At 72.1% G+C, this 22,952-nt stretch carries 24 protein-coding genes and 1 pseudogene; 6 read left to right on the forward strand and 19 right to left on the reverse strand.

What is annotated here, in order from left to right:
• Positions 1 to 30 precede the first annotated feature (30 nt).
• Entirely contained in the window at positions 31 to 216 is a 186-nt protein-coding gene (locus tag E1267_RS10575; protein ID WP_132332244.1) for a hypothetical protein, read from the forward strand.
• A gap of 59 nt (positions 217 to 275) precedes the next feature.
• On the opposite strand, the gene E1267_RS10580 is transcribed toward E1267_RS10575, so the two are convergent.
• The 7 genes from E1267_RS10580 to E1267_RS10605 form a co-directional block, all read right to left on the reverse strand.
• Entirely contained in the window at positions 276 to 3,011 is a 2,736-nt protein-coding gene (locus E1267_RS10580) for a DEAD/DEAH box helicase (protein ID WP_181957777.1), read from the reverse strand.
• A gap of 84 nt (positions 3,012 to 3,095) precedes the next feature.
• Positions 3,096 to 3,983, reverse strand: coding sequence for a diacylglycerol/lipid kinase family protein (locus E1267_RS10585; protein WP_132332246.1), 888 nt, complete (start codon positions 3,981 to 3,983; stop codon positions 3,096 to 3,098).
• Between the two features lie 16 nt (positions 3,984 to 3,999).
• Positions 4,000 to 4,896, reverse strand: coding sequence for a twin-arginine translocase subunit TatC (gene tatC, locus E1267_RS10590; RefSeq protein WP_246063706.1), 897 nt, complete (start codon positions 4,894 to 4,896; stop codon positions 4,000 to 4,002).
• Positions 4,897 to 4,929: 33 nt separating this feature from the next.
• A complete protein-coding gene (tatA, locus tag E1267_RS10595) occupies positions 4,930 to 5,250 on the reverse strand; it encodes a Sec-independent protein translocase subunit TatA (protein WP_132332247.1) in 321 nt (106 codons plus the stop codon).
• 67 nt (positions 5,251 to 5,317) lie between these two features.
• Positions 5,318 to 5,473 (reverse strand): hypothetical protein, encoded by a 156-nt coding sequence (locus E1267_RS44205; RefSeq protein ID WP_165959549.1) that lies wholly within the window; start codon positions 5,471 to 5,473, stop codon positions 5,318 to 5,320.
• A complete protein-coding gene (locus tag E1267_RS10600; RefSeq protein WP_132332248.1) occupies positions 5,470 to 6,441 on the reverse strand; it encodes a helix-turn-helix transcriptional regulator in 972 nt (323 codons plus the stop codon). Before E1267_RS10600 ends, E1267_RS44205 begins: the two co-directional genes overlap by 4 nt.
• Entirely contained in the window at positions 6,438 to 7,400 is a 963-nt protein-coding gene (locus E1267_RS10605) for a helix-turn-helix transcriptional regulator (protein WP_132332249.1), read from the reverse strand. The genes E1267_RS10600 and E1267_RS10605 overlap by 4 nt, the downstream gene beginning before the upstream one ends.
• Positions 7,401 to 7,439: 39 nt before the next feature.
• Between E1267_RS10605 and E1267_RS10610 the strand changes: the two genes are divergently transcribed.
• On the forward strand, positions 7,440 to 8,513 hold the full coding sequence (locus E1267_RS10610; RefSeq protein ID WP_181957778.1) for a DUF3866 family protein: 1,074 nt from the start codon (positions 7,440 to 7,442) through the stop codon (positions 8,511 to 8,513).
• Here E1267_RS10610 and E1267_RS10615 read toward each other — a convergent pair.
• The 4 genes and pseudogenes from E1267_RS10615 to E1267_RS47855 form a co-directional block, all read right to left on the reverse strand.
• On the reverse strand, positions 8,459 to 8,950 hold the full coding sequence (locus tag E1267_RS10615) for a DUF3291 domain-containing protein (protein ID WP_132332250.1): 492 nt from the start codon (positions 8,948 to 8,950) through the stop codon (positions 8,459 to 8,461). The genes E1267_RS10610 and E1267_RS10615 overlap by 55 nt on opposite strands.
• A gap of 20 nt (positions 8,951 to 8,970) precedes the next feature.
• The gene (locus tag E1267_RS10620) at positions 8,971 to 9,621 is read right to left on the reverse strand and encodes a helix-turn-helix transcriptional regulator (protein WP_132332251.1); all 651 of its coding nucleotides are present in this window, start codon (positions 9,619 to 9,621) and stop codon (positions 8,971 to 8,973) included.
• A 79-nt stretch (positions 9,622 to 9,700) separates the two neighbouring features.
• Entirely contained in the window at positions 9,701 to 10,123 is a 423-nt protein-coding gene (locus E1267_RS10625) for an FKBP-type peptidyl-prolyl cis-trans isomerase (protein WP_165959550.1), read from the reverse strand.
• Positions 10,124 to 10,194: 71 nt separating this feature from the next.
• Positions 10,195 to 10,518 (reverse strand): annotated as a pseudogene (locus E1267_RS47855) (FKBP-type peptidyl-prolyl cis-trans isomerase); the annotation flags it as partial.
• Positions 10,519 to 10,523: 5 nt separating this feature from the next.
• On the opposite strand from E1267_RS47855, the gene E1267_RS10630 reads away from it, so the two are divergent.
• The gene (locus E1267_RS10630; RefSeq protein ID WP_132332253.1) at positions 10,524 to 11,063 is read left to right on the forward strand and encodes a MarR family winged helix-turn-helix transcriptional regulator; all 540 of its coding nucleotides are present in this window, start codon (positions 10,524 to 10,526) and stop codon (positions 11,061 to 11,063) included.
• Positions 11,064 to 11,327: 264 nt separating this feature from the next.
• Here E1267_RS10630 and E1267_RS10635 read toward each other — a convergent pair whose 3' ends face one another.
• Positions 11,328 to 11,990, reverse strand: coding sequence for a response regulator (locus E1267_RS10635; RefSeq protein WP_132332254.1), 663 nt, complete (start codon positions 11,988 to 11,990; stop codon positions 11,328 to 11,330).
• Positions 11,987 to 13,114, reverse strand: coding sequence for a sensor histidine kinase (locus E1267_RS10640; protein ID WP_132332255.1), 1,128 nt, complete (start codon positions 13,112 to 13,114; stop codon positions 11,987 to 11,989). The genes E1267_RS10635 and E1267_RS10640 overlap by 4 nt, the downstream gene beginning before the upstream one ends.
• Before the next feature lie 278 nt (positions 13,115 to 13,392).
• On the opposite strand from E1267_RS10640, the gene E1267_RS10645 reads away from it, so the two are divergent.
• Positions 13,393 to 13,800 (forward strand): DUF6223 family protein, encoded by a 408-nt coding sequence (locus E1267_RS10645; RefSeq protein WP_132332256.1) that lies wholly within the window; start codon positions 13,393 to 13,395, stop codon positions 13,798 to 13,800.
• A gap of 128 nt (positions 13,801 to 13,928) precedes the next feature.
• On the opposite strand, the gene E1267_RS10650 is transcribed toward E1267_RS10645, so the two are convergent.
• The 3 genes from E1267_RS10650 to E1267_RS10660 all read right to left on the reverse strand — a co-directional run bounded on the left by E1267_RS10650 (position 13,929) and on the right by E1267_RS10660 (position 17,252).
• Positions 13,929 to 15,755 (reverse strand): glycoside hydrolase family 2 protein, encoded by a 1,827-nt coding sequence (locus E1267_RS10650; protein WP_246063708.1) that lies wholly within the window; start codon positions 15,753 to 15,755, stop codon positions 13,929 to 13,931.
• 19 nt (positions 15,756 to 15,774) lie between these two features.
• Positions 15,775 to 16,086 carry an ABC transporter permease subunit gene (locus E1267_RS10655; RefSeq protein ID WP_281283615.1) on the reverse strand — a complete coding sequence of 104 codons (312 nt, stop codon included), beginning with the start codon at positions 16,084 to 16,086 and terminating at the stop codon, positions 15,775 to 15,777.
• 158 nt (positions 16,087 to 16,244) lie between these two features.
• Entirely contained in the window at positions 16,245 to 17,252 is a 1,008-nt protein-coding gene (locus E1267_RS10660) for a LacI family DNA-binding transcriptional regulator (RefSeq protein ID WP_220449411.1), read from the reverse strand.
• A gap of 139 nt (positions 17,253 to 17,391) precedes the next feature.
• Between E1267_RS10660 and E1267_RS10665 the strand changes: the two genes are divergently transcribed.
• Positions 17,392 to 18,297: a type 2 periplasmic-binding domain-containing protein gene (locus E1267_RS10665; RefSeq protein ID WP_132332258.1), complete on the forward strand. Its 906-nt coding sequence runs from the start codon at positions 17,392 to 17,394 to the stop codon at positions 18,295 to 18,297.
• A 17-nt stretch (positions 18,298 to 18,314) separates the two neighbouring features.
• The gene (locus E1267_RS10670; protein ID WP_220449412.1) at positions 18,315 to 19,781 is read left to right on the forward strand and encodes a sulfatase-like hydrolase/transferase; all 1,467 of its coding nucleotides are present in this window, start codon (positions 18,315 to 18,317) and stop codon (positions 19,779 to 19,781) included.
• A gap of 7 nt (positions 19,782 to 19,788) precedes the next feature.
• Here E1267_RS10670 and E1267_RS10675 read toward each other — a convergent pair whose 3' ends face one another.
• The 3 genes from E1267_RS10675 to E1267_RS10685 form a co-directional block, all read right to left on the reverse strand.
• A complete protein-coding gene (locus E1267_RS10675) occupies positions 19,789 to 21,156 on the reverse strand; it encodes a PepSY-associated TM helix domain-containing protein (protein WP_132332260.1) in 1,368 nt (455 codons plus the stop codon).
• A gap of 144 nt (positions 21,157 to 21,300) precedes the next feature.
• A complete protein-coding gene (locus tag E1267_RS10680) occupies positions 21,301 to 21,864 on the reverse strand; it encodes a hypothetical protein (RefSeq protein ID WP_132332261.1) in 564 nt (187 codons plus the stop codon).
• A 71-nt stretch (positions 21,865 to 21,935) separates the two neighbouring features.
• The gene (locus tag E1267_RS10685; protein ID WP_132332262.1) at positions 21,936 to 22,892 is read right to left on the reverse strand and encodes an FKBP-type peptidyl-prolyl cis-trans isomerase; all 957 of its coding nucleotides are present in this window, start codon (positions 22,890 to 22,892) and stop codon (positions 21,936 to 21,938) included.
• Between the last annotated feature and the right edge of the window lie 60 nt (positions 22,893 to 22,952).

Raw genomic sequence — 22,952 nt, forward strand, 5'->3', positions numbered from 1 at the left:
CCGGCCGCCCCGGGCTGGGATCGTCGAGGCATGGCATTCCTCGGCGTTCTCCTCATGATCCAGGGCTTCGGCGGCCTCATCGCCGGTTTCTTCTTCGACCGCGACTTCGGCCTGCTGCACCTGGTGCTCGACGGCGGGGCGCTGACGGCCGCCAGCATCGTCGCGGGCCTGCTGGGCCTCGCGCTCACCATGGTCGGTGCCCGCGCCGAGAAGTAGCCGGGCATGGCTCGCGGCATCCGCGCGCGGCCCGGTGGGAGCCCCGCGCGGCCGGACGCTCAGGTGAGCGAGGAGTAGGCCACCACGCCGCGCCGCATGGCGTCCATCGCCTTCACCGACGTCTGCTTGATCTTGCTGCCCTGCGGCGCCGCGTTCCCCAGCTGGCCCAGCAGGTCCATCAGCTGCTTGATCCACCGTACGAAGTCACCGGCCGCCAGCTCGTTGCCGTTGACGCCTTCCAGGAGCACCGCGTCGAGGCTGTGCCCCCTGGCCCAGCGGAACGCGGCCCACGCGAAGCCCATGTCGGGCTCCCTGATCGTGGACAGCCCGTGGTCTGACTCGATGGCCTCCAGCTCGCCCCACAGCCGCGTCATCGACGTCAGGGCGTCCTGCGCCCGCCCCGCCGGGATCTTTGGCCTGCGGGCGTCGTCGGCCGCCCGCGACTCGAACACCAGCGCCGACACGCACGCCGCCAGCTCGCCCGGGTCGAGCTCCTCCCACAAGCCCATCCGCAGGCACTCGGCGGTGAGCAGGTCGAGCTCGGTGTAGATGCGGCCCAGCCGCCGGCCCTCGTCGGTGACGGACTCGCCGTCGAGGTAACCCAGCTGCTCCAGCACCGCGCAGATGCGGTCGAACGTGCGGGAGATGACGTGGGAGCGGCCCTCGACCCGGCGGCGCAGCCCCTCGGTCTCGCGCAGCAGCTTGTGATAGCGCTCGGCCCAGCGGGCATGGTCTTCCCGCTCGTCGCAGCCGTGGCAGGGGTGCTGCCGGATGCGCCGGCGCAGCTCGTTGACCTCGTCGTCCTCCACCGCGTGGTCGCGGGCCCTGGCCGGCTTGCCCAGGTCTCGGTCGCCGATCTTGGCCAGCAGCGTGGAGACCAGGTTGGCGCGCTCCTTGGGCGAGCGGCCGTTGAAGTTCTTCGGGATGCGCAGCTTCTCCAGTGGCTCGACCGGCACGGGGAAGTCGGCCGGGTCGAGCTTCTTGACCTGTTTGCCGATCGTCAGCACCAGCGGGCTCGGCCCGGCGCCGGCGGCGCGGCCGCGCGGGTTGCGGCCCGGGTCGAGCACGATCGCCAGGCCCGCCCTGCGCCCACCGGGCACCCGGATCACGTCGCCCGGCTGCAGCGCCTCCAGCGACCGTACGGCGGCGGCCCTGCGGGCGGCGCCGCGCTGCCGGGACAGCTCGGCCTCACGGTCGGACAGGCGGCGGCGCAGCGCCGCGTATCCGGGGAAGTCGCCCAGGTGGCACGTCATGGCCTCCTGGTAGCCCTCCAGCGCCTCCTCGTGCTTGCGCAGCTGCTTGGCCAGCCCCACGACCGCCCGGTCGGCCTGGAACTGCGCGAACGACTCCTCCAGGAGCGTGCGGGCACGCTCTCTGCCGAACTGGCCGACGAGGTTGACCGCCATGTTGTAGGAGGGCTGGAAGCTGGAGCGCAGGGGATAGGTGCGGGTGCCGGCCAGGCCCGCGACCGACAGCGGGTCCATGCCGGGCTGCCACAGCACCACGGCGTGGCCCTCGACGTCGATGCCGCGCCGCCCGGCCCGCCCGGTCAGCTGGGTGTATTCGCCGGGGGTGAGGTCGGCGTGGGTCTCGCCGTTCCACTTGTCGAGCTTCTCGATCACCACGCTGCGGGCCGGCATGTTGATGCCCAGGGCCAGCGTCTCGGTGGCGAACACGGCCTTGACCAGCCCGCGCGTGAACAGCTCCTCCACGACCTCCTTGAAGGCCGGCAGCATGCCCGCGTGGTGCGCGGCCAGGCCCCGCTCCAGGCAGTCGCGCCATTCGAGGTAGCCCAGCACCGCCAGGTCCTCGTCGGGCAGGTGGGCGGTCCGCTCGTCGACGAGCTGCCTGATCTCGTGCCGCTCGCGCTCGGTGGTGAGCCGGATGCCGGCGTACAGGCACTGCTGCACGGCCGCGTCGCAGCCGGCGCGGGAGAAGATGAACGTGATCGCCGGCAGCAGCCCCTCGGCGTCGAGCTTCTCGATCACCTGCACCCGGTCGGGCGCGCGCGAGCGCTGCGGCCTGCCGTAGCCGCGCCTGCCCCGCCCGGCGGTCAGCCGCTCGGCGTCGCGCGTCACCCGCATCAGCGTGGGATTGATGCGCGGCGTCAGGTCGTCGCTGACGAACATGTCGTAGACGCGGTTGCCGACCATCATGTGCTGCCACAGCGGCACCGGGCGGTGCTCGTCGACGATCACCGTGGTGTCGCCGCGCACCTCGCCCAGCCACTCGCCGAACTCCTCGGCGTTGCTGACGGTCGCCGACAGCGCCACCAGCCGGACCGACTCGGGCAGGTGGATGATGACCTCTTCCCACACCGCGCCGCGGAAGCGGTCGGCGAGGTAGTGGACCTCGTCCATCACGGCGAATCCCAGCCCGGCCAGCGTGGCCGAGCCGGCGTAGAGCATGTTGCGCAGCACCTCGGTGGTCATGACCACGATGGGGGCCTCGCCGTTGACGCTGTTGTCGCCGGTCAGCAGGCCCACCTTGGCGGTGCCGTAGCGCTTGACCAGGTCGTTGTACTTCTGGTTGGACAGCGCCTTGATGGGGGTGGTGTAGAAGCACTTGAGCCCCTGCTCCAGCGCCAGATGGACGGCGAACTCGCCGACGACCGTCTTGCCCGACCCCGTGGGCGCCGCCACCAGGACGCCGTCACCGGCCTCCAGGGCACGGCAGGCGTCCAGTTGGAAGTCGTCGAGAGCGAAGTCGTAGAGGCCTCGGAACGATTTGAGAGCGGCCCCGTCGTTCCCGTGTTTCTGACGGAAGGCCGCATAGCGTTCCGCTGGCGTTGTCATACCCGTCAGCCTACCGAAATCGCCATTCCGGTCCGTCCCGCCGGGCTTGTACGGCCTCCGCGCAGGCGCCTTTACTTTGTAGATTCATACGAGGACGCGGAACGCGCCAGGCCGGACCTCGCAGTGCGCCGGCACCGGCCCCACCCGTTCGCCGTCGGCGTAGGCGACGACATCGGCCGCCTCCAGCCGCACGCTGCGCACCCGCCTGACCGACACGGCCCGATGGCCCACGTGCGTGCCCCGGTAGACGCTCGGGAACACCCGCAGGAACTCGGCCTTGGACACGGCCTCCAGCATCACCACGTCCAGCAGCCCGTCGTCCGGGCTGGCGTCCGGCGACACCCGCATCCCCGCGCCGTACGAACGCGTGTTGGCGACAGCCACCAGCATGGCCTCCCGCTCGATCACCTCGTCCTCGTCGAGCGTGACGCGGAACGGGATCGGCCGGAACGAGCGCAGCTCGTCCACCATCGCCACGACGTAGCGCGCCATCCCCGGCGGCCAGGTAAGCCGGTTGGCGCGCTCGTTCACCCGCGAGTCGAACCCGCAGCACATGACCCCGGCGAACAGCTCGTCCGCGGCACCCGCGACGACGCGGGCGGCGTCGACGCTCCGCGGCCGCATCCGAAGCACGGTCCTCGCGGCGGCGATGGGGTCGCCGCACGGCACCCCGAGCGCCGCCGCGATGTCGTTGCCGGTGCCGGCGGGGATGATGCCGAGCGGCACGTCCGTGCCGGCCACGGCCTGCACGGCGAGGTGCACGAGCCCGTCACCGCCGAAGGCCACGAGCGCGTCGGGGCGCTCGGCGACGGCGGTGCAGGCTCGGTCGAGGGCGTCGCCGGCGTCGTCGCCGACGATCACCGACAGCTCGACCCCGCCGGCGCGCAGGCGGCGCGCCACCGGCTCCAGCAGGCGCAGAGTGCGGCCGCCGCGCGCGGCGGGGTTGACGAGCAGGGCGAGTTGAGGGGACACGCCCGGAACTTATCGCCTATCGCCCGGAACCGGAATCCTCCCCGGCGCGGGGAGCGTCGGCATCGTCGTCGAGCGGGGCGTCCTCGGGCAGCGGCGAGGCCTCGTCGTCGTCCAGGTGACCGAACTCACTCACCGGGTTGCGCTTCTCCCTCAGGTACATGACCAGCTCGGCCGCCGAGAACAGCACGATCATCGGCGCGGCCAGTGCCATCATGGTGATGGGGTCGCCGCCGGGCGTGACGACGGCGCCGAAGACGAACATCAGGAAGATGACCAGCCGCCGGTGCTTGGCCACCGTCGCGTGGGACAGCACCCCGACGATGTTGAGGAAGACCAGCAGCAGCGGCAGCTCGAACGACACCCCGAAGATCAGCAGCATGATCAGGACGTAGTCGAGGTAGTCGTCGATCGAGATGGTGGCGACCGAGCCGTCGACCGAGAAGCCCAGCAGGAAGCCCAGCGCGGTGTCCATGATGAAGTAGGACAGCCCGGCCCCCAGCGCGAACAGCGGGATGGCCAGCGTCAGGAACAACACCGTGTAGCGCTTCTCGGTGCGGTAGAGGGCCGGGGTGACGAACGCCCAGATCTGGTAGAGCCAGGCCGGCGACGACAGCACCAGGCCGACCATCAGCGAGACCTTCAACGTGATGAAGAACGACGAGAAGATGCCGGTGTAGGTCAGGCTGCACTCGCCCGTGAGCTGACGCGACTGGGCGGTCGAGCAGTAGGGATCCTTGAGCACCGCCCACACCGGGTCGAAGACGATCCACCCGATGATCAAACCCACCACGGCGGCGGCGAACGCGATGAGCAGCCGGTTGCGCAGTTCGCGCAGGTGCTCCATGAGCGGCATCCGGCCTTCGGCATCGGGCTCAGGCTTGCGCTTGGGCCCCGACCGTTTCAGCAGCGCCATCACCAGTCCAGGGAGTGAGGAGGAGAGGAAAAATCAGGGGCGCTTGTCGGCCTGGGCACTCGCACGCAACTTGGCGGCCTGCTCCTCGAGCCGGCGGGCCTGCTCCTCCGGCGACGGTTCCGGCGACGGGGCCGCGGCCTGGAGCTGCTGGGGCGTGGCGGGCTGCTGCTGGGCCTCGGGCTGTGTCTGGACGACGGTCGGCTTGTCGTCGTCATCGTTCATCTTGCTGGTCTCGGCCTTGAAGATGCGCAGGGACCGTCCAACGCCACGCGCGAGGTCCGGCAGCTTCTTGGCGCCGAAGAGCAGGACCAAGGCCACCAAGATCAGGATGATCTCCGGAGCTCCCAAGTTCATGTGACGTCCTTCATGGTTTATGAGTGCTGTCCTTCACGACCGATCGTACGCTGCCGGGGCCGCTGCCTCATCCCTTGGCGTCCTGTTTATCCCCGAATTGCTCGTGAACCTGGGCGACTTCCCTGCTCAGGTCACGTGCGGCGGCCACCACCCGGGCGAACGCGACCCCGAGCACGGCCAGCCCCGCCAGGCACAACCCGCAGGCCAGGAGAATCCACGTCATGACCGGTGAGCGTACAGGGCCAGGGCCCGCTCGGCCTCCTGGCGCACGGCCTCGGCCATCGCGGGCGGCGCGACGACCCTGCCGGTGTCGCCGAGGCGCAGCGCCAGCTTGAGAATCCAGTCCTGGTCGCGGGCGCGCAGCGTCACCCGCAGCCGTCCTTCGCCGAGCTCGGTGACCTGCTCGCACGGGTAGTACTCGGCGACCCACCGGCCGGCGGCGCTGACCTCCAGCTCGATCAGCTCGTCGGTGGGCGAGGGCCGGAAGACCCCCTGGGCGACGTCGATGGGCTCGGCCTCGGCCGGCGGGTCGGCGGGCACGTCGAGCACGTCGACGCCGAGCATCCGGTCGAGCCGGAACAACCGCATCGCCTCGGCGCGGTAGCACCAGCCCTCCAGGTAGGCGCGGCCGTCGACGACCACGATGCGCGTCGGGTCGACCTCGCGCGGCGTCACCTCGTCGCGGCCCGGCACGTAGTAACGCAGCGACAGCCTGCGCCCCTTGGTGAGTCCCTCGCGCACGCGCGGCAGGGCGTCGGGTGCCGCGTCGACGTCGACGGCGACCTGGCTGCTGACGGTGGCGGCGCCCTCCCCGGCCGCCTGCTCCAGCTTGGCCATCACGCGCGGCAGCGCGTCGTCCGTGCCCTGCACCTCGGCCAGCTGCGGCGTGGCGGCCAGCATGCGCAGCGCGACCAGCAGCGCGCTGGCCTCGTCGATGCCCAGCCGCAGCGGCCTGGCGATGGTGTCGGCGTTGTCGATGAGGATCTCGCCGCCGTCCCAGGACACGTCGATGAGGTCGCCGGGCGTGTGACCGGGCAGCCCGCACATCCACACGAGTTGCAGGTCGTCGATGAGCTGCTTCTCGCTCAGCCCGAACACCGCGGCCACCTCGCCGACCTGCGCCCCGGGGTGGGACATCAGGTACGGCACCAGCGACAGCAGCCGGGGCAGCCGGTCGGCGGATCCGCTCATGCGAGCGCCCCTTTCAGTCGGCGGATGACGGCCTCACGGGCGTCGGGCGGGTCGACGACCTCGACGTCGGCGCCGAGGCTGGCCATCCAGGCGGCCAGCCGCTCGGGGTCGGAGAAGGCCAGCTCGGCCTCGTCCCACCCGTCCCTGCCGGTGCGTACGGCCCTGGCCAGCTGGCGAACCCCTTCACACGTCCCCTGGCGCACGCGGACCACCGCGATCCGCTCGTCCGTCACCTCGTCGGGGTAGCCGACCATGGCGCGTACGTCGACGCCTTCGGGGACCTCGACAACCCCCGGCTTGCCGACCGTCGTGACCTGCCCGGTGATGCGGCTGAGCCGGAAGGCGCGCGGCGCGTCCCTGCCGCGGTCGAACCCGGCGAGGTACCAGCGGCCGCGTCTGCTGACCACGCCCCACGGCTCCACGGTGCGGGTGCGGACGTCCTCGCTGCCGGCGCCGCGGTAGTCGAAGCGCACCACCCGCCGGTCGCGTACGGCGTTCCACAGCGCGGGGAACGCGGGGTCGCGGGTGTCGACGCGCAGCTCCAGCGCTCCCCCGCCCATCGCCGCGCCGACGGGCTGGTCGGTGGCCACGCCGCCGGCGCGCAGCTTCAGCAGCGCTCCCGAGGCGGCCTCGGCCAGGCTGGCGCGCTGCCACACCTGGGCGGCCAGCCCCAGGACGGCGGCCTCGTCGGGTTCCAGGGTGATCTCGGGCAGCTCGTACGACTGCCGCTCGATCCGGTAGCCCGGCTCGTCCTCCCACGGGTCGCGCACCACGTCGATGGGGATGCCGAGCTCGCGCAGCTCGTTCTTGTCGCGCTCGAACATGCGCTGGAACGCCTCGTCGCCGTCGCGGTCGTAACCCGGGACGGCGTGACGGATCTGCTCGGCCGACAGCGGGCGCCGGGTGGCGAGCAGGCAGATCACGAGATTGAGCAGCCGTTCTGTCTTCCGGCGCGACATCTGCCTCACTCCTCCTTCGATCGACGCTACCCTGCCCCCGTGATCAGATGGCGCAGGGGCGAAGTTGTCCGGATCCGACGCGAGTGGCCGGGAGCGGTGGAGCTGGATGTCGCCGTCCCCGAGGGAGAGTGCCGGGCGCTGGCGTATCCGCCGCTGGTCGGGCGCCCGGAACCCGGCGACGAGGTGCTGCTCAACACGACCGCGCTCGCGATGGGTCTCGGTACGGGAGGTTACGCCATGGTGGTGGCCGTCCCTAACCGTTTGCCGCAGGATCCTGACGGCCCCGGGCACCTGGTGAAGGCCCGGTACACACCGTTGCAGGCCACGGTGCTGGGCGCCGACGAGCAGGACTCCCCTCATCACGAGCTGCTGCGCGAGGCCGACTCGCTGGACGGCATGCCGGTGATCGTGGCGGACCTGCACTCGGCGCTGCCGCCGATCCTGTGCGGCCTGTACGCCTCGGCGCCGCGGCCGGACGTCCGTGTCGCGTACGTGATGCTGGACGGCGGCGCGCTGCCGGCGTGGTTCTCGATGGCGGCGGCGCGGCTGCGTGAGGCCGGCTGGCTGAAGGGCGTGGTGACGGTCGGGCAGTCGTTCGGCGGCGACGTGGAGGCGGTCACCGTGCACACCGGGCTGCTGGCGGCCAGGCACGTGCTGGAGGCCGACCTGGCGATCGTCACGCAGGGGCCGGGCAACCTGGGCACGGGCACCCGATGGGGCTTTTCCGGGGTGTCGGCGGGTGAGGCGGTGAACGCGGCGGGCGTGCTGCTGGGGCGTCCGGTGGCCGCGCTGCGGGTCAGCGAGGGCGACAGGAGGGAGCGCCACTACGGCGTCTCCCACCACTCGCTGACCGCCTACGGCAGGGTCGCGCTGTCCCCCGCCGACGTGCCGGTGCCCGAGCTGCCGGGCGAGTTCGGCGAGCGGGTGAGGGACCAGGCGGAGCTGCTGGCGGTGCGCCACCGCCTCGTCCCCGTGCCGGTGGACGGCCTGCACGAGGCGCTGCGCGCCTGTCCTGTGCGGCTGTCGACGATGGGCAGGGGCCTGGAGGAGGATCTGGCCTACTTCCTGGCCTCGGCGGCGGCCGGCAGGCTGGCGGCCTCGCTGCTGGAGTAGGAGTCCTTGAAGGTGAACGCCTCGGGGCTCGGCCCCTCGGTCTTGAGGCGTTCCAGCCGCCGCATGCCCTCCGCCAGCGGCGGGATGTGCCCTTCGGGGATCCACCACATGACGGTGTACGGCTCCGCCACGCGCAGGAACCATTCCCTGCGCCGGCGCAGCACGCCCAGGTGAGGGCTGCGGTAGACGTAGTTCCACAGCGTGTCGAGCGACTTCCACACCGAGAAGTTGACGAGCAGGTGGTCGCCGTAGTCGTGCACGACGGTGGCCGTGGGGTCGGTCTCGCTCTCCTTGAGCCGCCACACGAATCCGGGCGCCGCGTCGGCGAGCGCGTTGACGGGTTCGAGCAGGGCGACGAACTCGGCGAGCTCGGGGCTGTCGACGGGCGCGCGCATGTGCGCGATGTTGAGCTGGGCCAGGTGCATGACACTCAGCACATCACCCCTCCCCTTCTATGTCAATCTTCATTTGTTTTAGAAACGCGGAACGCCACGCAGCACTCCCCCGGCCGCGGGTCCAGACGTGCCCTGCCGGGGTCGTCGCCCAACCCTTCCAGCAGCCCCTCGCACAGGGCCAGGTTGACCGAGCAGACCAGCACCGGCTGCTCCTCGGCCAGCACGTGGAACGGGCAGTTGCGAAGCCGCACCCGGCCGCCCTCCTCGTAGGGCTCGTAGCCGCGCTCCCGCAGCACCCTCTCGACCGGCTCGCCCCGGCGCCCCCCGGCCATCCTGACGCCCACGTCGCGCGCCGCGCGCTCGGCCTGCTCGTCGGCGCCGAGCAGCTCGACCACGCCGGCGAGGACCGAGGCGAGGATGGCGTAGTCGCGCGGTGGCAGGCTCACCGACCGCTCACCCCTCGCCCTGCGGTAGACCTTGGCGGGCCGACCGCTGCCGGGCCCTCTCTTCTCCGGCCGGCGAAAGCCGCTCTCCAGCAGACCGGCCTCGACCAGCCGGTCGAGGTGGTGACCGGCGAGGGTCCTGGACACGCCGGCGGCCTCGGCCGCCTCTCCCCTGCCGACGTCTCCGCCCCTGGCCGCCACCACGTCGTAGAGGCTGCGGCGTACGGGATCGTGCAGCAGGGCCAGCGCGTCGAGGTCGTCGCTACTCACAGCCGGAGTCTACGAAAGCCCCCGCCCGGCACGAACCGGTCCCGCCCGGGGCCGCTCAGTAGGCCGATCAGTAGGACGCTCAGTAGGACGCGATGACGTCGACGACGAAGACGAGCGTGTCGGAGCCTTTGATGCCGTACGCCGGGTTGCCGGAGGGGCCGTACCCGTAGGAAGGTGGGACGATCATCACGACCCGGCTCCCGGCCGGGACGCCGGCGAGCGCGCTGTCCCATGCCTTGGTCACGCCGCCGTCGCCGATCTTGAACGCCTTGGGCCCGCCGGTCGTCCAGATGGTGTCGAAGACGCGGCGCCGGCTCCAGATCGCGCCTTCGTACTGGGTGACGACGAGCTGTCCCGCCTGCGTCCTTGGCCCCTCGCCGCGGTGCAACACCCTGGCGGCGAAGCGGGCGGGCGGGGCGCCGGCCCGCACCGCCAACGCCGGCCGGGCGCCGCCCGGGACGCGCACGCCCGCCAGTGAGCCGCCGCGGGCCTTGACCGACACGCCCTTGGGGTGGGCGCCGAGGATGTCGACGACGTAGAACAGCTCCTCGTCCGCGCCGATCCCCGCGGCGGGTTGGCGCCGAAGCCGTCTCCCGGCGGGATGGCGGCGATCACCCTGCTGCCCACCCTGCGCCCCCGCAGGGCCCGCTCCAGGCCCGGCAGCAGCCGCCCCAGAGGGAAGGCGGCGGGAGTGCCCCGGGTGAAGCTGGAACCGTCAGCTCCGTGCCGTCCGCGGCCCGCGTGGCCCGGCGGGGGCTGCCGGGGCGAGGCGATGCTACCGAGCCGCCACGCCGGAGGAGCCGGAAACCGTCCCGGCGCGGGGTTCGAGCCGCTGCACGGAGGCCTTGTCGGTGCTTCCGCCTCCGCCCAGCTTTCATGAGTCGTGCATGTTAACATGAAGTATGCATGATTCAGCGACGACGGCGAACTTGCTGGGCGCCACCGCGCTCGCCCTGACCGACGTGACGCTGGGCCAGGTGACCCGCGCCGCCGGGGTGAGCGCCCGGGAGGCCACGGCCATGGTCACGCTGTCCGCCAGTCCCGGCCTCAGCGTGTCCGAACTCGGCAGGCGAGTAGGGCTGACCCAGTCCGCGGCCGCCCGGATGGTCGACGGACTCGAAGCCGACGGCCTGCTCACGCGCGAGCCGCACCCCTTCAACCGTCACTGGGTGACCCTCTCGCTCACGGAGACGGGCCGTGCCACGACCCAGCACATCCTCGGAGCACGGGCGACCCCGCTCAGCGGCGTGCTCGACTGCCTGGACGAAGGAGAGCAGCAGACCCTGTCCGGCCTGCTCGTCAAGATCCTCACACAGCTGTACCAGGACAACGGGAACGCGCAGTACATCTGCCGGCTCTGCGACCGGGGCGCGTGTGTCGCGGGACATGCGCCCTGCCCGGTCGGTGAGGCCGAACGCCGGGAGCAGCGACAGCCGGGCTGAGCGCACCCGTGGCCACCACGCGGTGGCACCCCTGACGGCCTCCTCCTGCCGATCGACCCTATGGACCGTCCACGGCGGGTCCAGCGGGCCGCGGGCACCGCGGTACGGCGCCCCGCCCGAGGGGGTTCCCGCCTTGCTCGGGCGCAAGGGCTCAGGACGCCGGCCCGCGCGTGCACGGCACGGCACGGCACGGCACGGCGACGGGTGATCCGCGTCCGGTCGAGGAACACCACCGCGGCCCCTGCCCGGCGTGCGGCGGGACTGTCACCAGCGGCGCGGGGCCACCAGGCCGGACTCGTAGGCGAACACGACGAGCTGGGCGCGGTCGCGGGCGCGGAGCTTGGTCATGGCCCGGTTGACATGGGTTTTCGCGGTCATCGGGCTGATCACCATGCGGCCGGCGATCTCGTCGTTGGACAGGCCCTGCGCCACGAGGACGACCGCCTCGCGCTCGCGGTTGGTCAGCTCGTCCAATGCCGTGGCCGCGCCGGTGTGGAGCGGCTGGGTCACGTACCGGTCGATCAGTTTGCGGGTGATCGACGGTGCGAGCAGGGCGTCGCCGCGCGCGGCGACGCGTACGGCGTGCAGCAGGTCCTCGGGCACGATGTCCTTGACGAGGAATCCGGCGGCGCCGGCGCGCAGCGCGTCGAAGACGTACTCGTCGAGGCCGTAGTTCGTGAGGATGACGACGTGCACCCCGGCCAGGGCCGGGTCGGCGGCGATGCGCCGGGTGGCCTCGATGCCGTCGGCGACCGGCATCTGGATGTCGACGAGAGCGATGTCGGGCAGGTGCTCCCTGGCCAGGGCCACGGCCCGGTCGCCGTCGCCGGCCTCGGCCACCACGTCGATGTCGTCCTCCAGGTCGAGCAGGGCGCGGAACCCGCTGCGGATGAGCGGCTGGTCGTCGGCCAGCAGGACCCGGATCACGACGCCGGCTCCACGGGGAGTTCGGCCCGTACGGAGAAGCCGCCCTCGCCGCGCGGCGCCGCCAGCAGGTGACCGCCGAGCGCGGTGACACGTTCGCGCATGCCGAGCAGCCCGACACCGGGCACCGGCGCGAGGTCCGGGGTGGCCCTGCCGTCGTCGTCCACCTGGATGAGGAGGGCGCCGGGACGGTAGTCGATGAGGACCGTCGCCGTCGCGGCGGCGGCGTGCCGGGCGATGTTGGTCAGCGACTCCTGGACGATCCGGTAAGCGGTCCTGTCCACCGCCGCCGGCACGCCCTGGCGCCGCCCTTCGATGGTGAGCGTGGCGTCCAGGCCGGCCGTCCGGGCCCGCTCGACCAGTTCGGGGAGGTGGGCGAGCCCGTGCGGCGGGCTCGTGTCGTCGTCGCGCAGCGTCTCCAAGGTCGCCCGCAGCTCCCTGGCCGCCTCACGGCCGGCCTCCCGGATCGCCAGCAGGGCATCCGGCACGTGTTCGCCGCGCTTGCGTGCCACGTGGACGGCGACTTCCGCCTGCACCTTGATGATCGAGATCTGGTGGGTGAGCGAGTCGTGCAGTTCCCGCGCGATGTGCAGCCGCTCCTCGTCGGCGCGGCGCCGCGCGGCCTCCTCCCGGGTGCGCTCGGCTTCGTCCGCACGCCGCTCGGCCTGCCGCAGCGCTTCGCCCGCGGCGCCGGCCGCGATCAGCCAGGCCAGTTCGAGGGCGCCCCTGGCCTGCGCGAACGCCTCGCCTGTGTCGTGCAGGCCCGAGACCATGGCCGCGAACGGCAGGGAGGCCAGCATGCCCACGCTCACCACCACCGTGACCGTGCGGTGCCCCGCGCGTACGGCCGCGTACACCGCGAACAGGTACGCGATGGCGGGCACGTCGAAGCCGGCCGCCTGATGGCCCAGCGCGCACAGCCCGGTGACGGCCAGGACGACGAGCGGGGCCCGGCGGCGCGCGGCCAGCGCCAGGCCGCCGGCCGTCAGCAGCGAGTAGCCGAGCACGTCGAGCGACGTGCCTGAGTGCTGGTCCGACAGCCCGGTGACCAGCAGCGTGGCCGCCACGCCCACGGCGATGGCCCCGTCCGTGACGGGTGCCCGCGGACCGGACCGTGCAGTGCTCATGCGCGCACCTTAACCGAGCGCCGCCGCGGGCGGGTCCCGCCCACGGATGACCGGCCGGCTACCGCGTACGCGGTACTTCCGCGGCCACTGCGGCGTCAGCGGTAGCCGGCTGCCCTGTCGGCGGCAGGGCGTAATGTCCGCGCCCGCCCGACGACGGGCGGCGGGGCCGGCGGAGATGATCGGACTGCGTCCTCCCGCGGGGAGGACGCTCCTCCCGCACCGATGAAAGGCGTCCCTCCGCAGGCGGGGGACGCCCTGCCGCAGAGAAGGAGAACCTCATGCCCGTTCGACAGGTGTTCGCCGCTGCCGGAAACGCTCTGGCCGGAGGGTTGTGGTCGGCGACCCCGGCGGCCGCTCACGTCCTGGTCCAGCCGGAAGCCGGTCTGTACGCCCTGAGCGCCGGACGGCTCGGAGCCATCGTGGCCGCGCTGTCGGGGCTGGCCGGCGCGGTCGTCGGCGGGTGGGCCCTGAGGCGTGCCTCCGGCCCCGGCAGGCCGGGAAGGGCCGTGGTGGCCCTGGTGGCGGGACTGGCCGGCATGGGGCTCGGCGGGCTGGTGGTGGCCACCGCCGAGGGCGGCCTCGGCACCGGCAACGGGCTGGGTGGCGGCGTCGTGGCGCTGGTGGTGGGGTTGGCAGGCGCGGTGATGGGCGGGCTGGCCCTGGCCCGCTCGCGCCGCGCGGGCTGATCGCCGTAGCGGGCGCCACGAATTCAGCGACGTCGCACGAACCCCGGCGACGCACGCTCCGGGCGCCGGGGGCGCGCCCCCGGCGCCCGGCTCCAGGGGGCGGTGGACCGGACATCGATTCCGCCGATCTACGAGCCCGAGGGGGTGGCGGCCCGTTCGATGGCGGCCGGACGTTGTTGCGCCGCGCGGATGCGGGAGACGTCCAGCTTGCTCGTGCGGTCGAAGCGGTAGACGCCGTTCTGTTCCTGGAAGACGTCGGTGAGCTGGGTGTAGCAGTAGCCGAACATCCGGGGGTCGTCCAGCAGCACGGCGACCAGCCCGGCGAAGCGCTCCTGCATCTCGTCCTCGCTCGTGGGCCGCTCGCCGTACCCCCAGGAGCTCTCCCCGGGACGCGCGCCCGGGTTCCACCAGATGCCCCCGAACTCGCTGCAGAAGTACGGCTGCCCCGCGTACGGCACCGACCAGGCCGTGCCGTCGCGGTCGGCGTTGACGAACGGCTTGCCCTCGGCCAGCCCGGCCATCAGCCGGCCGAACACCTCGGGATCCTGCTCGTAGCAGTGCGAGTCGTAGATGTCGGCGCCGGCGACCCGGTGCGCGTAGCCGGACGCGTCGAGCACCGGGCGGGTGGGGTCGGCCGCCTTGGTGGCCAGGTACATGCCCCGGGTGACGTCGTCGAGCACGGTGATCCGGTCGTGCAGCCGCTGCCACGTCTCGTTGAGCGGGCACCAGCCGACGATGCTCGGGTGCGAGTAGTCGCGTTCGACCGCCTCCAGCCACTGGGTCACGAACGACGCGGTCGGCTGCTGGTTGTCGCCGGGAGGGCCGCCGGTGTTGGCGCCCCAGTCGCCGAACTCGCCCCAGACCAGGAACCCGGCCCGGTCGGCGTGGTAGAGGTAACGCTCCTCGAACACCTTCTGGTGCAGCCGGGCGCCGTTGAACCCCGCGGCCACGGCCAGCTCGATGTCACGGCGCAGGGCCTCGTCCGTGGGCGCGGTCATGAGGCCGTCGGGATAGTAGCCCTGGTCGAGCACGAGCCGCTGGAAGCGCACCTCGCCGTTGAGCAGGACGGCGTGCCCGTCGAGGGTGACCGAGCGGAGACCGGCGTAGCTCGTGGCCGTGTCGCTCACGGCGCCGTCGCCGTCGAGCAGGTCGATGCGCAGGTCGTACAGGTGCGGGTCTTCGGGGCTCCACAGCCGTACCCGGTCGTCCGGCAGCGGCAGCCACAGCTCGGCGGACAGGTCGAGGCCGGCGCGCGATCGTGCCCGCGCGACCTCCCCGGCCTGGTCCGACACCGTCACGCGGACCTCGTGCCCGGCTCGGCCGCCCGGCACCGGCACCGTGACGCGGAACGCGGACGCGGCGACGTTCGGCGTGATCCGCGGCCGGCGGAGGTGCGTGCTCGGCACGGGCTCGCACCACACCGTCTGCCAGATGCCGGTGGTGCGTCCGTACCGCGCTCCGCGCCCCTCGTAGGTGGTGGCCTGCTTGCCGCGCGCCTGCGGCCCGGTGCGGGGATCCCGGGCGCGCACGACCACGGTGTACGTGTGCGCCGGGTCGGCCGCGGCGGCCAGGTCGCAGGTGAACGGGGTGAACCCGCCCCGGTGCCGGCCGGCTTCGACGCCGTCGACCCACACCGTGGCGTCGTGGTCGACCGCCTGGAAGTGCAGCAGCACCCGCTGCCCCGCCCACTCGTCCGGCACCTGGACGGTGCGGCGGTACCAGACGGCCGGGTGGAAGTCGGGGTCGCCGATGCCGGACAGCGGCGCCTCCGGGCAGAACGGCACGACGATCTCGCCGGTCAGGTCACGGTCGAGCAGGCCGCGCTCCAGCCCGGAGTCGCCGGGGTCCCTCTCGAACTGCCAGGTCCCGTTCAGGCACTGCCATGCGGCGCGGACGAACTGCGGACGGGGATACTCCGGGCGGGGGACCACGGGGTTGTCAGGCACGATGCTCACTTTCTCGATGGGGACGTGCTCAGGACTTGACTGCGCCGGCGATACCTTCGACGAAGTAGCGCTGCAGGGCGATGAACAGCGCGAGGACCGGCAGCAGCGAGATCGTCGCCGCGGCGGCCGTGCCCGGCCAGTCGGTGGCGTTCTCGCCGACGAACGCGAGCATGCCGACGCTCACGGTGCGCAGGTCGGGCCGGGAGAAGGCGAAGACCAACGGCAGGAAGAACGCGTTCCAGGTGTTCAGGAAGGTGAGGACGGTGACCGTGGCCGTCAATGGCTTGGCCCGCGGCAACATGATGCGGAAGAAGACGGTCGCGAACCCGGCGCCGTCGATGAGCGCTGTTGGTCACGCCGATGAAGGACGGGCTGTCGTCGAAGCCGTTCCGGTCGGTGAGCGAATAGAGGTAGCTGCCGGCGATCGGGTAGACGGTGAACGCGCCGTACAGCCAGCACGGTCGGGGCCTCGCGAACCGGTGGACGGGACGGCGAACGTCATGCGCCCGCTCCGGCGACGCCCGTGGTGCTCTGGTCGACCAGGAGCCGCCAGGGCGCTTCCAGCTCGGCCGCGGGCTCCTGGCCGCCCTCGACGCGCAGTAGGAGGCGGGTCATGGCGAGCTCGGCGATCTTCTTCTTGTCGGGCACGACGGTGGTCAGCGGTGGCGTGACGAACCGGCCCTCCTCGATGCCGTCGAACCCGACGACGGCGACGTCCTCCGGCACCCGCAGCCCGCGCGCCAGCACGGCTCGCACCGCCCCGATGGCGAGCAGGTCGTTGTAGCAGAACACCGCGTCCGGCGGCTCGTCCAGGTCGAGCAGGCGCTCCATCGCCTCCCGGCCGTCCTGGCGTTGGTAGCGGCGCACGGTCGCGTGGATCTCGGGCAGCCCGGCCTCCTCCAGCGCCTGCGCGTAACCGGCCGTCCGGTGCGCCGCCGTGTTGCCCGTCGGACGTTCCACGTGCCCGATGGCGGCGATGCGGGTCCGGCCCAGAGAGACCAGATGCGCCGTGGCGGCCCGCGCCGCGGCTGTGTCGTCGATGGCGACGTGGTCGAAGCCCTCCACCCGTATCTCACCCAGCATCACCGCCGGGCAGTTGCCCGCCCAGCGCCGCAGCTCGTCCTCGGTCAGGCCGAGCGGGCTGAAGATGATCCCGTCGAACAGCGCCGACCGGTCCCGCCGCATCATGATCTGCCGCTCGCGTTCCGCCACGCCCTCGGTGCGGTCGAGGAGCACCGTGTATCCGCGCTCCTCGGCCTGGTCCACCACGTGGGCGGCCAGCTCGGTGAAGTAGGGCACGTCCAGCGGCAGCACGAGCGCCAGCAGTTTGGAGCGCCCCCGGTTCAGGCTGCGGGCCGCGACATTGGGCCGGTAGTCGAGCTCCTCCAGAGCCCGCTGCACCTGGGCTCGGGTCTCCTCGGACACGTAGGCGAAGTTGTTCACGACGTTGGAGACGGTCCGTGCGGAGACTCCCGCCAGCCGCGCCACGTCACGTTGTGTCACCACGACCGTCCAACCTCCAGATCGGGAGCCGACTTCCAAGAGAGCCTTGCCGCGCGGCATGCCGCGTGGCAAGAATGACTTTGCCACGCGGCAAGATTGCTTCACAAGACTTTTGACCGCCGCGGGGTGGAAGGCAGGACCGATGAGCGCGATGACTCGGCGAGGGTTCCTCGCCGCGGCGGGCACATGGAACATCGGCATGCCGGACCGGCTCGGCGAACAGGTCCATGACCTGGCACAGGCGGCCGGGTTCGCCGGCGGCCAAGGACAGCTGTACAAAAGCGGCGAGTACGCCTTCCACGCCGACGAATATCTCAACGTGATCGAGTTCCTGGTCTCGCTGCGCCAGGACAAGGTGCTGGTGCCGGGGTCCAACTCGTGGGTCGACGACGTGGCGCGGGCCCGGTGGACCACGGGGCTGGCGGCGTACTATTTCGACGGCCCGTGGTGCCCCGGAGTGGCGCTGCAGGACATGCCGGAGTTCGGGGAGAAGCTGGGCGTCGGGCCGATGCTGGTGCCCGACGCGGGCGCCGCCGTCGCCAGTTACCATCTGCCGCAGCCCGGAGACTACTGGTTGTCACCGGCGACCAAGCACGTCCAGGCGGCCAACACCCTGTTGAGCGACTACTTCGTCACCACCGGCTACTCCCGCCAGGTTGCCGAGACCATGTCGCAGCCCCCGCGCGACATCGACGTCGTCGAGCAGTCCAAGGCGCACCCCGCCTACAAGAAGCTCATCGGCTGGTTCCGGGAGAGCGTCCACCTCGCCCCCGACCCGGTCGCCGGCAACGCCGACGTCCAGCAGGTGCAGATCGCCTCCAAGCCGGTGCGCCCCACCCTCGGCGACATCGTGCAGGGCGCGCTCACCGGCGACGTCACCGACGTCCGCGCGGCGCTGACCAAGCTGTCCAGCGACACCGCCAAGGACCGTGACCGCGCGATCGCGGAGGCCAGGAAGAAGGGCGCGAAGGTCGGCCCGGACGACTACGCCTTCCCCAACTGGAAGCCGGGCGAGGACTACACCAAGCCGATGTACGACAAGCGCTGACGATGGAGAACCTTCCTGTGAAGCGACCGAACATCGTGCTGATCATGACCGACCAGCAACGCGCCGGCTGGACGGCCGCGAGCGGTTTCCCCCTGGACACCATGCCGTTCCTCGACGGGCTGATGGACACCGGCGTGCAGTTCGGGCGGGCCTACACCACCTCCCCGCTGTGCGTCCCTGCCCGGATCAGCCTGGTCACCGGGCGCTACCCGTCCGCCCACCGGGTCAGGCAGAACAGCGCCGCTCGGCACGTGCTGCGCGGCGACGACCTGGTGGACGTGCTGCGTGAGTCCGGCTACGCACTGCACCTGGCAGGCAAGACGCACTTCCACCGCAAGCCCGCCGACTTCGACACGTTCGCCGCGCCCTACTGGCACGAGCGCGGCCCTGCCGGCGCGGCAACGCCCGAGCAAGAAGCGTTCGAGAAGTGGCTCGTCTCGCTCGACCACTCGGTCGGCCGCGAACCGGCGCCCTTCCCGCTGGAGTGCCAGTTCCCGCACCGGATCGTCACCGACGCGATCAGCGCCGTCGACGGGACGCCCTCCGACCGGCCGTTCTTCACCTGGCTGTCGTTCCCGGAGCCGCACAACCCGTACCAGGTCCCCGAGCCGTACTTCAGCCTGTTCGGGGAGGACGAGGTGCCCGACCGGCTGGCCGGGCCCGAGGGCGCCGAGCGCAAGGGCGGCACGTACACCTGGCTGCGCCGCCTGATCGAGGAGAAACGGCCCGGCTACGACGCCGAGTGGCGGCGCTACCGCGCCAACTACTGCGGCATGCTCCGGCTCATCGACGACCAGCTGCGCCGGTTCTTCGCGCACCTGCGCGCAACCGGGCACGACGCGGACACGCTGGTGTTCTTCGTCGCCGACCACGGCGACTACACCGGCGACTACGGCCTGCAACGCAAGGGCGCAGGCATGCCCGAGAGCCTGATGCGCATCCCGTTCGCCGTGGCCGGCCCAGGCGTGCGGCCGATGGTCAACCGCACCGACTTCGTTTCGCTGGCCGACCTGTTCCCGACGATCTGCGACGCCATCAACGTCGAGATCCCGCCCGGTGTCCAGGGCCGCAGCCTGTGGCCCATGCTCACCGGCGAGCCCTACCCGGCCGGGGAGTTCGCGACCGGCTACGGCGAGCGCGGGTTCGGCGGGCTGTCGTACGACGTCGACGAGCGGCCCTCGCTGCACTTCCCCTACGAGGGCCGCACCTTCGACGAGCTCAACACCGTCACGCAGTCGGGCACGACGGTCATGCTCCGGCGCGAGCAGTGGAAGCTGCTCCTGGACGAGCGCGGGACCGGCGAGCTCTACGACCTGGACGCCGACCCCGCGGAGCTGGACAACCGCTACGACGATCCCGCGCTGGCCGCGATCCGCGCCGGCCTCACCACCGATCTCGCGCGCTGGATGATCCGCGTCAGGGACGACCTGCCCCAGGCGGTGTACACGCTCAAACGCGCCCCGCACAACTGGCACGACGCGTAGGCGGCGCTCATGTCCGGGCGCGTCTGCCGAGGAGGATGTCGATCACGAGGAACACCGCCAGGGAGATGCCCATCAGGGGCAGGAAGACGCAGACGCCCACGGCGAGCAGGGCCGGCGGTGCCAGCGCCGCCCGGGGCACCTGCCGCCAGGCGCCGCGCGCGGGCGGCGCGGCCGGCCCGCCGGTGGGGCGGCGCCGCCACCACATCCGGTACCCCAGCACGATCAGCGTGATGAGGCCGGCGGCCACCCCCATGAGCAGGAGCTGGTTGGCCAGGCCGAACAGCAGCCCCATGTGGGCGTCGATGCCCCAGGTGGCCAGCTTGGCGGCCGGCGAGTAGGAGGCGAAGGGCAGCCGCGCGGTCACCTGCCCGGTGGCCGGGTCGACGGCGATCTGGTCCAGGCGTACCGGCCACTGGTTGTCGATCTCCTTGACCACGTACGGGCCGCCCGTCTCCGCAGGCCAGGCGATCTCCAGCGGGCCGGACAGCCCTTCACTCCGCGCCGTCTGCGCGACCTGGTCCGCGCTGATCGCGGAGGCGGCCGCGGGCTGGTGATCGCCGGGGGCGTGCCCGGCGTGCCCACCTGACGCGGTGGAGATCTCCGGGGTCGTCCAGCCCAGGGCGGCACGCAGCTCGCCGACGTTCGCGCCCGCGTACGTCGACCAGGTCAGGCCGGTGGCGGACAGGAAGAACAGGCCCAGCACCACCCACAGGCCGACCGAGCCGTGCCAGGACAGCAGGCGTCGCGAGCCCGCGACGCCCCGCTCGGGCAGGACCAGCTGCCGCCGCCGGGTCCTGCGCCTGCCGGCCCACATCAGCAGGCCGCCGAGCGCCACAACCCAGAGCCAGCTCGCCGCCAGCTCGCTGTAGACCCGTCCCGGCTCGCCCAGGTGCAGGTGGCGGTGGAGGTTGGAGATCCAGGCGCGTACGGGCAGCGCGCCGGAGCTGCCGTAGCTCTCCAGCGTGCCGCGCACCTGGGCGGTGTGGGGGTCGACGAAGACGGCCAGCCGGGTGCTCGGGGCCAGGCCGGGCACGTCGAGCAGGACCCTGGTGGTCGAGCCGGCTTCGGCGGCCGGCTGCACGGCGCTGACCTTGCCGTCGGGCCGTGCGGCGCGGGCCGCCTCGATCTGCTGCGCCAGGGGCAGCCGGGTCTGGGCGGCGGGCGCAGTCAGCTCGTACCGGTAGACGATCTTCTCGATCTGGACGGAGGCGGCGTAGAGGAAGCCGGTGGTCGCGGCGATCAGCAGGAAGGGCGCGACGAGCATACCGGCGTAGAAGTGCAGGCGCAGCACGAGAGGGCGCAGGGCCGCCCAGGTCGCGCCACGCTGCGCGGGCGGCTGCGTCGCCGGCGCGGACGACAGGTCGGAGGAGGTCATCAGGCGTTTCTCCGTTCGGCGGAGACGCGCACATCCGCGGACGTGCCGCGTTCCGCGAGACAGTTCGGGCGCGTGGCCGCGCGGCCACGCGAGAAAGGGCCGCGGGACGGAACCACACGGCCTGAGGCCGGGCGAGCGCCCGGGTCAGAGAACGGAGAGAACGAGCGGCGGTCCGCGCCGGGACACCGCTGCCGTGAACGGTGCTCGTGGTGGCGCCGCGGGGCCGTCCCAGCCCGTGGTGCGGCCGGGACGAGAAATCTCGATCGGTGCGCCGGCCAGGGCGAGCAGCGTGGCCCAGAAACGGCCGACGGACGTGACGGCCAGCCGCAGCAGGGTCGCCAGGGCGGCCTCGCCCCGGGCAAGCCACCAGGCCGAGCCGAAGGCCGCCGCGGCGTGGACGGCCAGCATGCCCAGCCCGCCCCCGTGCGCGTGCCCGCCCACGGACGGCAGGTCAGGCAGGGTGGCACCGAACAGGTGATGCATGCCGTACTGGGCGGCGAAACAGGCCCCCAGCAGCACGCTCACGCCGCGCCGGCGCCCGCCGAGCAGGTAGGCGCCCGCCCAGGCCGCCGCGAGGGCCACGCAAAGGCTGCCGAGGCGCACGACCGTGCCCCCGGCCAGCACGTGCAGTGCGGCCGACACCAGCACGCACACCGCCGCGAACGCGGAGGCGCGCAAGGCGCGCAGAAAAGGCCGGGCGACATGCACCCGGCCATGGTCCCACAATGCCGGACGAACGCCTGCGGTTTACGCGGGTCCGTCCGGCACCGTGGCGCTGATCAGTAGGCGCCCAGGACGTCCACCACGAACACCAGCGTGCTCTTCGCGGGGATGCCCTGCTGCTCCTGGTCGCCGTAACCGAGGTCCGGCGGGATGCTCATCACGACCCGGCTGCCGACCGGCACCCCGGCCAATCCCTGCTGCCACCCCTTGATGACCTGGCCGAGCGGGAACTCGGCCGGCTGGCCGCGGTCCCAGCTGGAGTCGAACTTCTTGTCGGTGCCCCAGATCTTGCCCGTGTAGTGGACGGTGAGCGACTGGTTGGCCTTCACCTTCTCCCCGGTGCCCTTGATGACCGTCTTGACCTCGAGCTTCGCCGGCGGCTTGGCGTCGGTCTTCGTGGTCAGCGTGGGAGCCTTCTCACCACCGGGGTTGTCGACCTTGACGCCCTTGATGCTGTCGCCGGTCTCCTTGCCGTCGGCCACCTTGAGCGCCGGCGGCTGCTTGCCGACCACGTCGAACACGAACACCTTGGTGGGCTGGGCGGGCGCGGCCTGCTGCTGCTGGGGAGCGGCGTCGCCGGCCAGCACGGCCAGCAGCCGGCCGCCCTGCTTGACCTTGGTGAAGCCCTCCTGCAGGATCTTCGGCAACTGCTCGTTGACCGGGATGGCCTCGGGCGCCTTCGTGTCGTACGAGGAGCCCTGCACGGCGTTGCCCTGGCCGTCCCAGTTGTAGACGGTCAGGTTGACGACCACCCGGTCGCCCGCCTTGATGGCGTCGCCGTCGCCGGGATGGATCACCTTGTACGACGACGTGGTGGCGGGCGAGCCGGCCGGGAACGTCACCGTGGGCTTGGCGCCCACGTTCCCCGCGACCGACACCTTGGCCCCGTCGGCCGGCGCGGCACTGGAGCTGGCGCTGGACTCGGCGCCGGAGTTCGCGCCGTCATCGGAGCCGCACGCGGCGGCGAAAAAGAGCAGAGGCACGGCGGCCGAAGCGGCCAGAGCGCGGCGCATGGATTTCCCTCGGAAAAGACGTCAGATTCGCGTCACACTACCCGACATTCAGGTAGGGCC

It is taken from the genome of Nonomuraea longispora (assembly GCF_004348345.1).
GTDB lineage: Bacteria > Actinomycetota > Actinomycetes > Streptosporangiales > Streptosporangiaceae > Nonomuraea > Nonomuraea longispora.

What these genes read in the sequence shown, in the direction of transcription:
- E1267_RS10675 (WP_132332260.1), bottom strand. Translation starts at nt 21,156, where the DNA reads ATGACCTCCTCCGACCTGTCGTCCGCGCCGGCGACGCAGCCGCCCGCG.
- E1267_RS10685 (WP_132332262.1), bottom strand. Translation starts at nt 22,892, where the DNA reads ATGCGCCGCGCTCTGGCCGCTTCGGCCGCCGTGCCTCTGCTCTTTTTC.
- E1267_RS10575 (WP_132332244.1), top strand. Translation starts at nt 31, where the DNA reads ATGGCATTCCTCGGCGTTCTCCTCATGATCCAGGGCTTCGGCGGCCTC.
- E1267_RS44205 (WP_165959549.1), bottom strand. Translation starts at nt 5,473, where the DNA reads ATGACGTGGATTCTCCTGGCCTGCGGGTTGTGCCTGGCGGGGCTGGCC.
- E1267_RS10645 (WP_132332256.1), top strand. Translation starts at nt 13,393, where the DNA reads ATGCCCGTTCGACAGGTGTTCGCCGCTGCCGGAAACGCTCTGGCCGGA.
- E1267_RS10605 (WP_132332249.1), bottom strand. Translation starts at nt 7,400, where the DNA reads ATGTCGCGCCGGAAGACAGAACGGCTGCTCAATCTCGTGATCTGCCTG.
- tatA (WP_132332247.1), bottom strand. Translation starts at nt 5,250, where the DNA reads ATGAACTTGGGAGCTCCGGAGATCATCCTGATCTTGGTGGCCTTGGTC.
- E1267_RS10580 (WP_181957777.1), bottom strand. Translation starts at nt 3,011, where the DNA reads ATGACAACGCCAGCGGAACGCTATGCGGCCTTCCGTCAGAAACACGGG.
- E1267_RS10640 (WP_132332255.1), bottom strand. Translation starts at nt 13,114, where the DNA reads ATGAGCACTGCACGGTCCGGTCCGCGGGCACCCGTCACGGACGGGGCC.
- E1267_RS10630 (WP_132332253.1), top strand. Translation starts at nt 10,524, where the DNA reads ATGCATGATTCAGCGACGACGGCGAACTTGCTGGGCGCCACCGCGCTC.
- E1267_RS10665 (WP_132332258.1), top strand. Translation starts at nt 17,392, where the DNA reads ATGAGCGCGATGACTCGGCGAGGGTTCCTCGCCGCGGCGGGCACATGG.
- E1267_RS10600 (WP_132332248.1), bottom strand. Translation starts at nt 6,441, where the DNA reads ATGAGCGGATCCGCCGACCGGCTGCCCCGGCTGCTGTCGCTGGTGCCG.
- tatC (WP_246063706.1), bottom strand. Translation starts at nt 4,896, where the DNA reads ATGGCGCTGCTGAAACGGTCGGGGCCCAAGCGCAAGCCTGAGCCCGAT.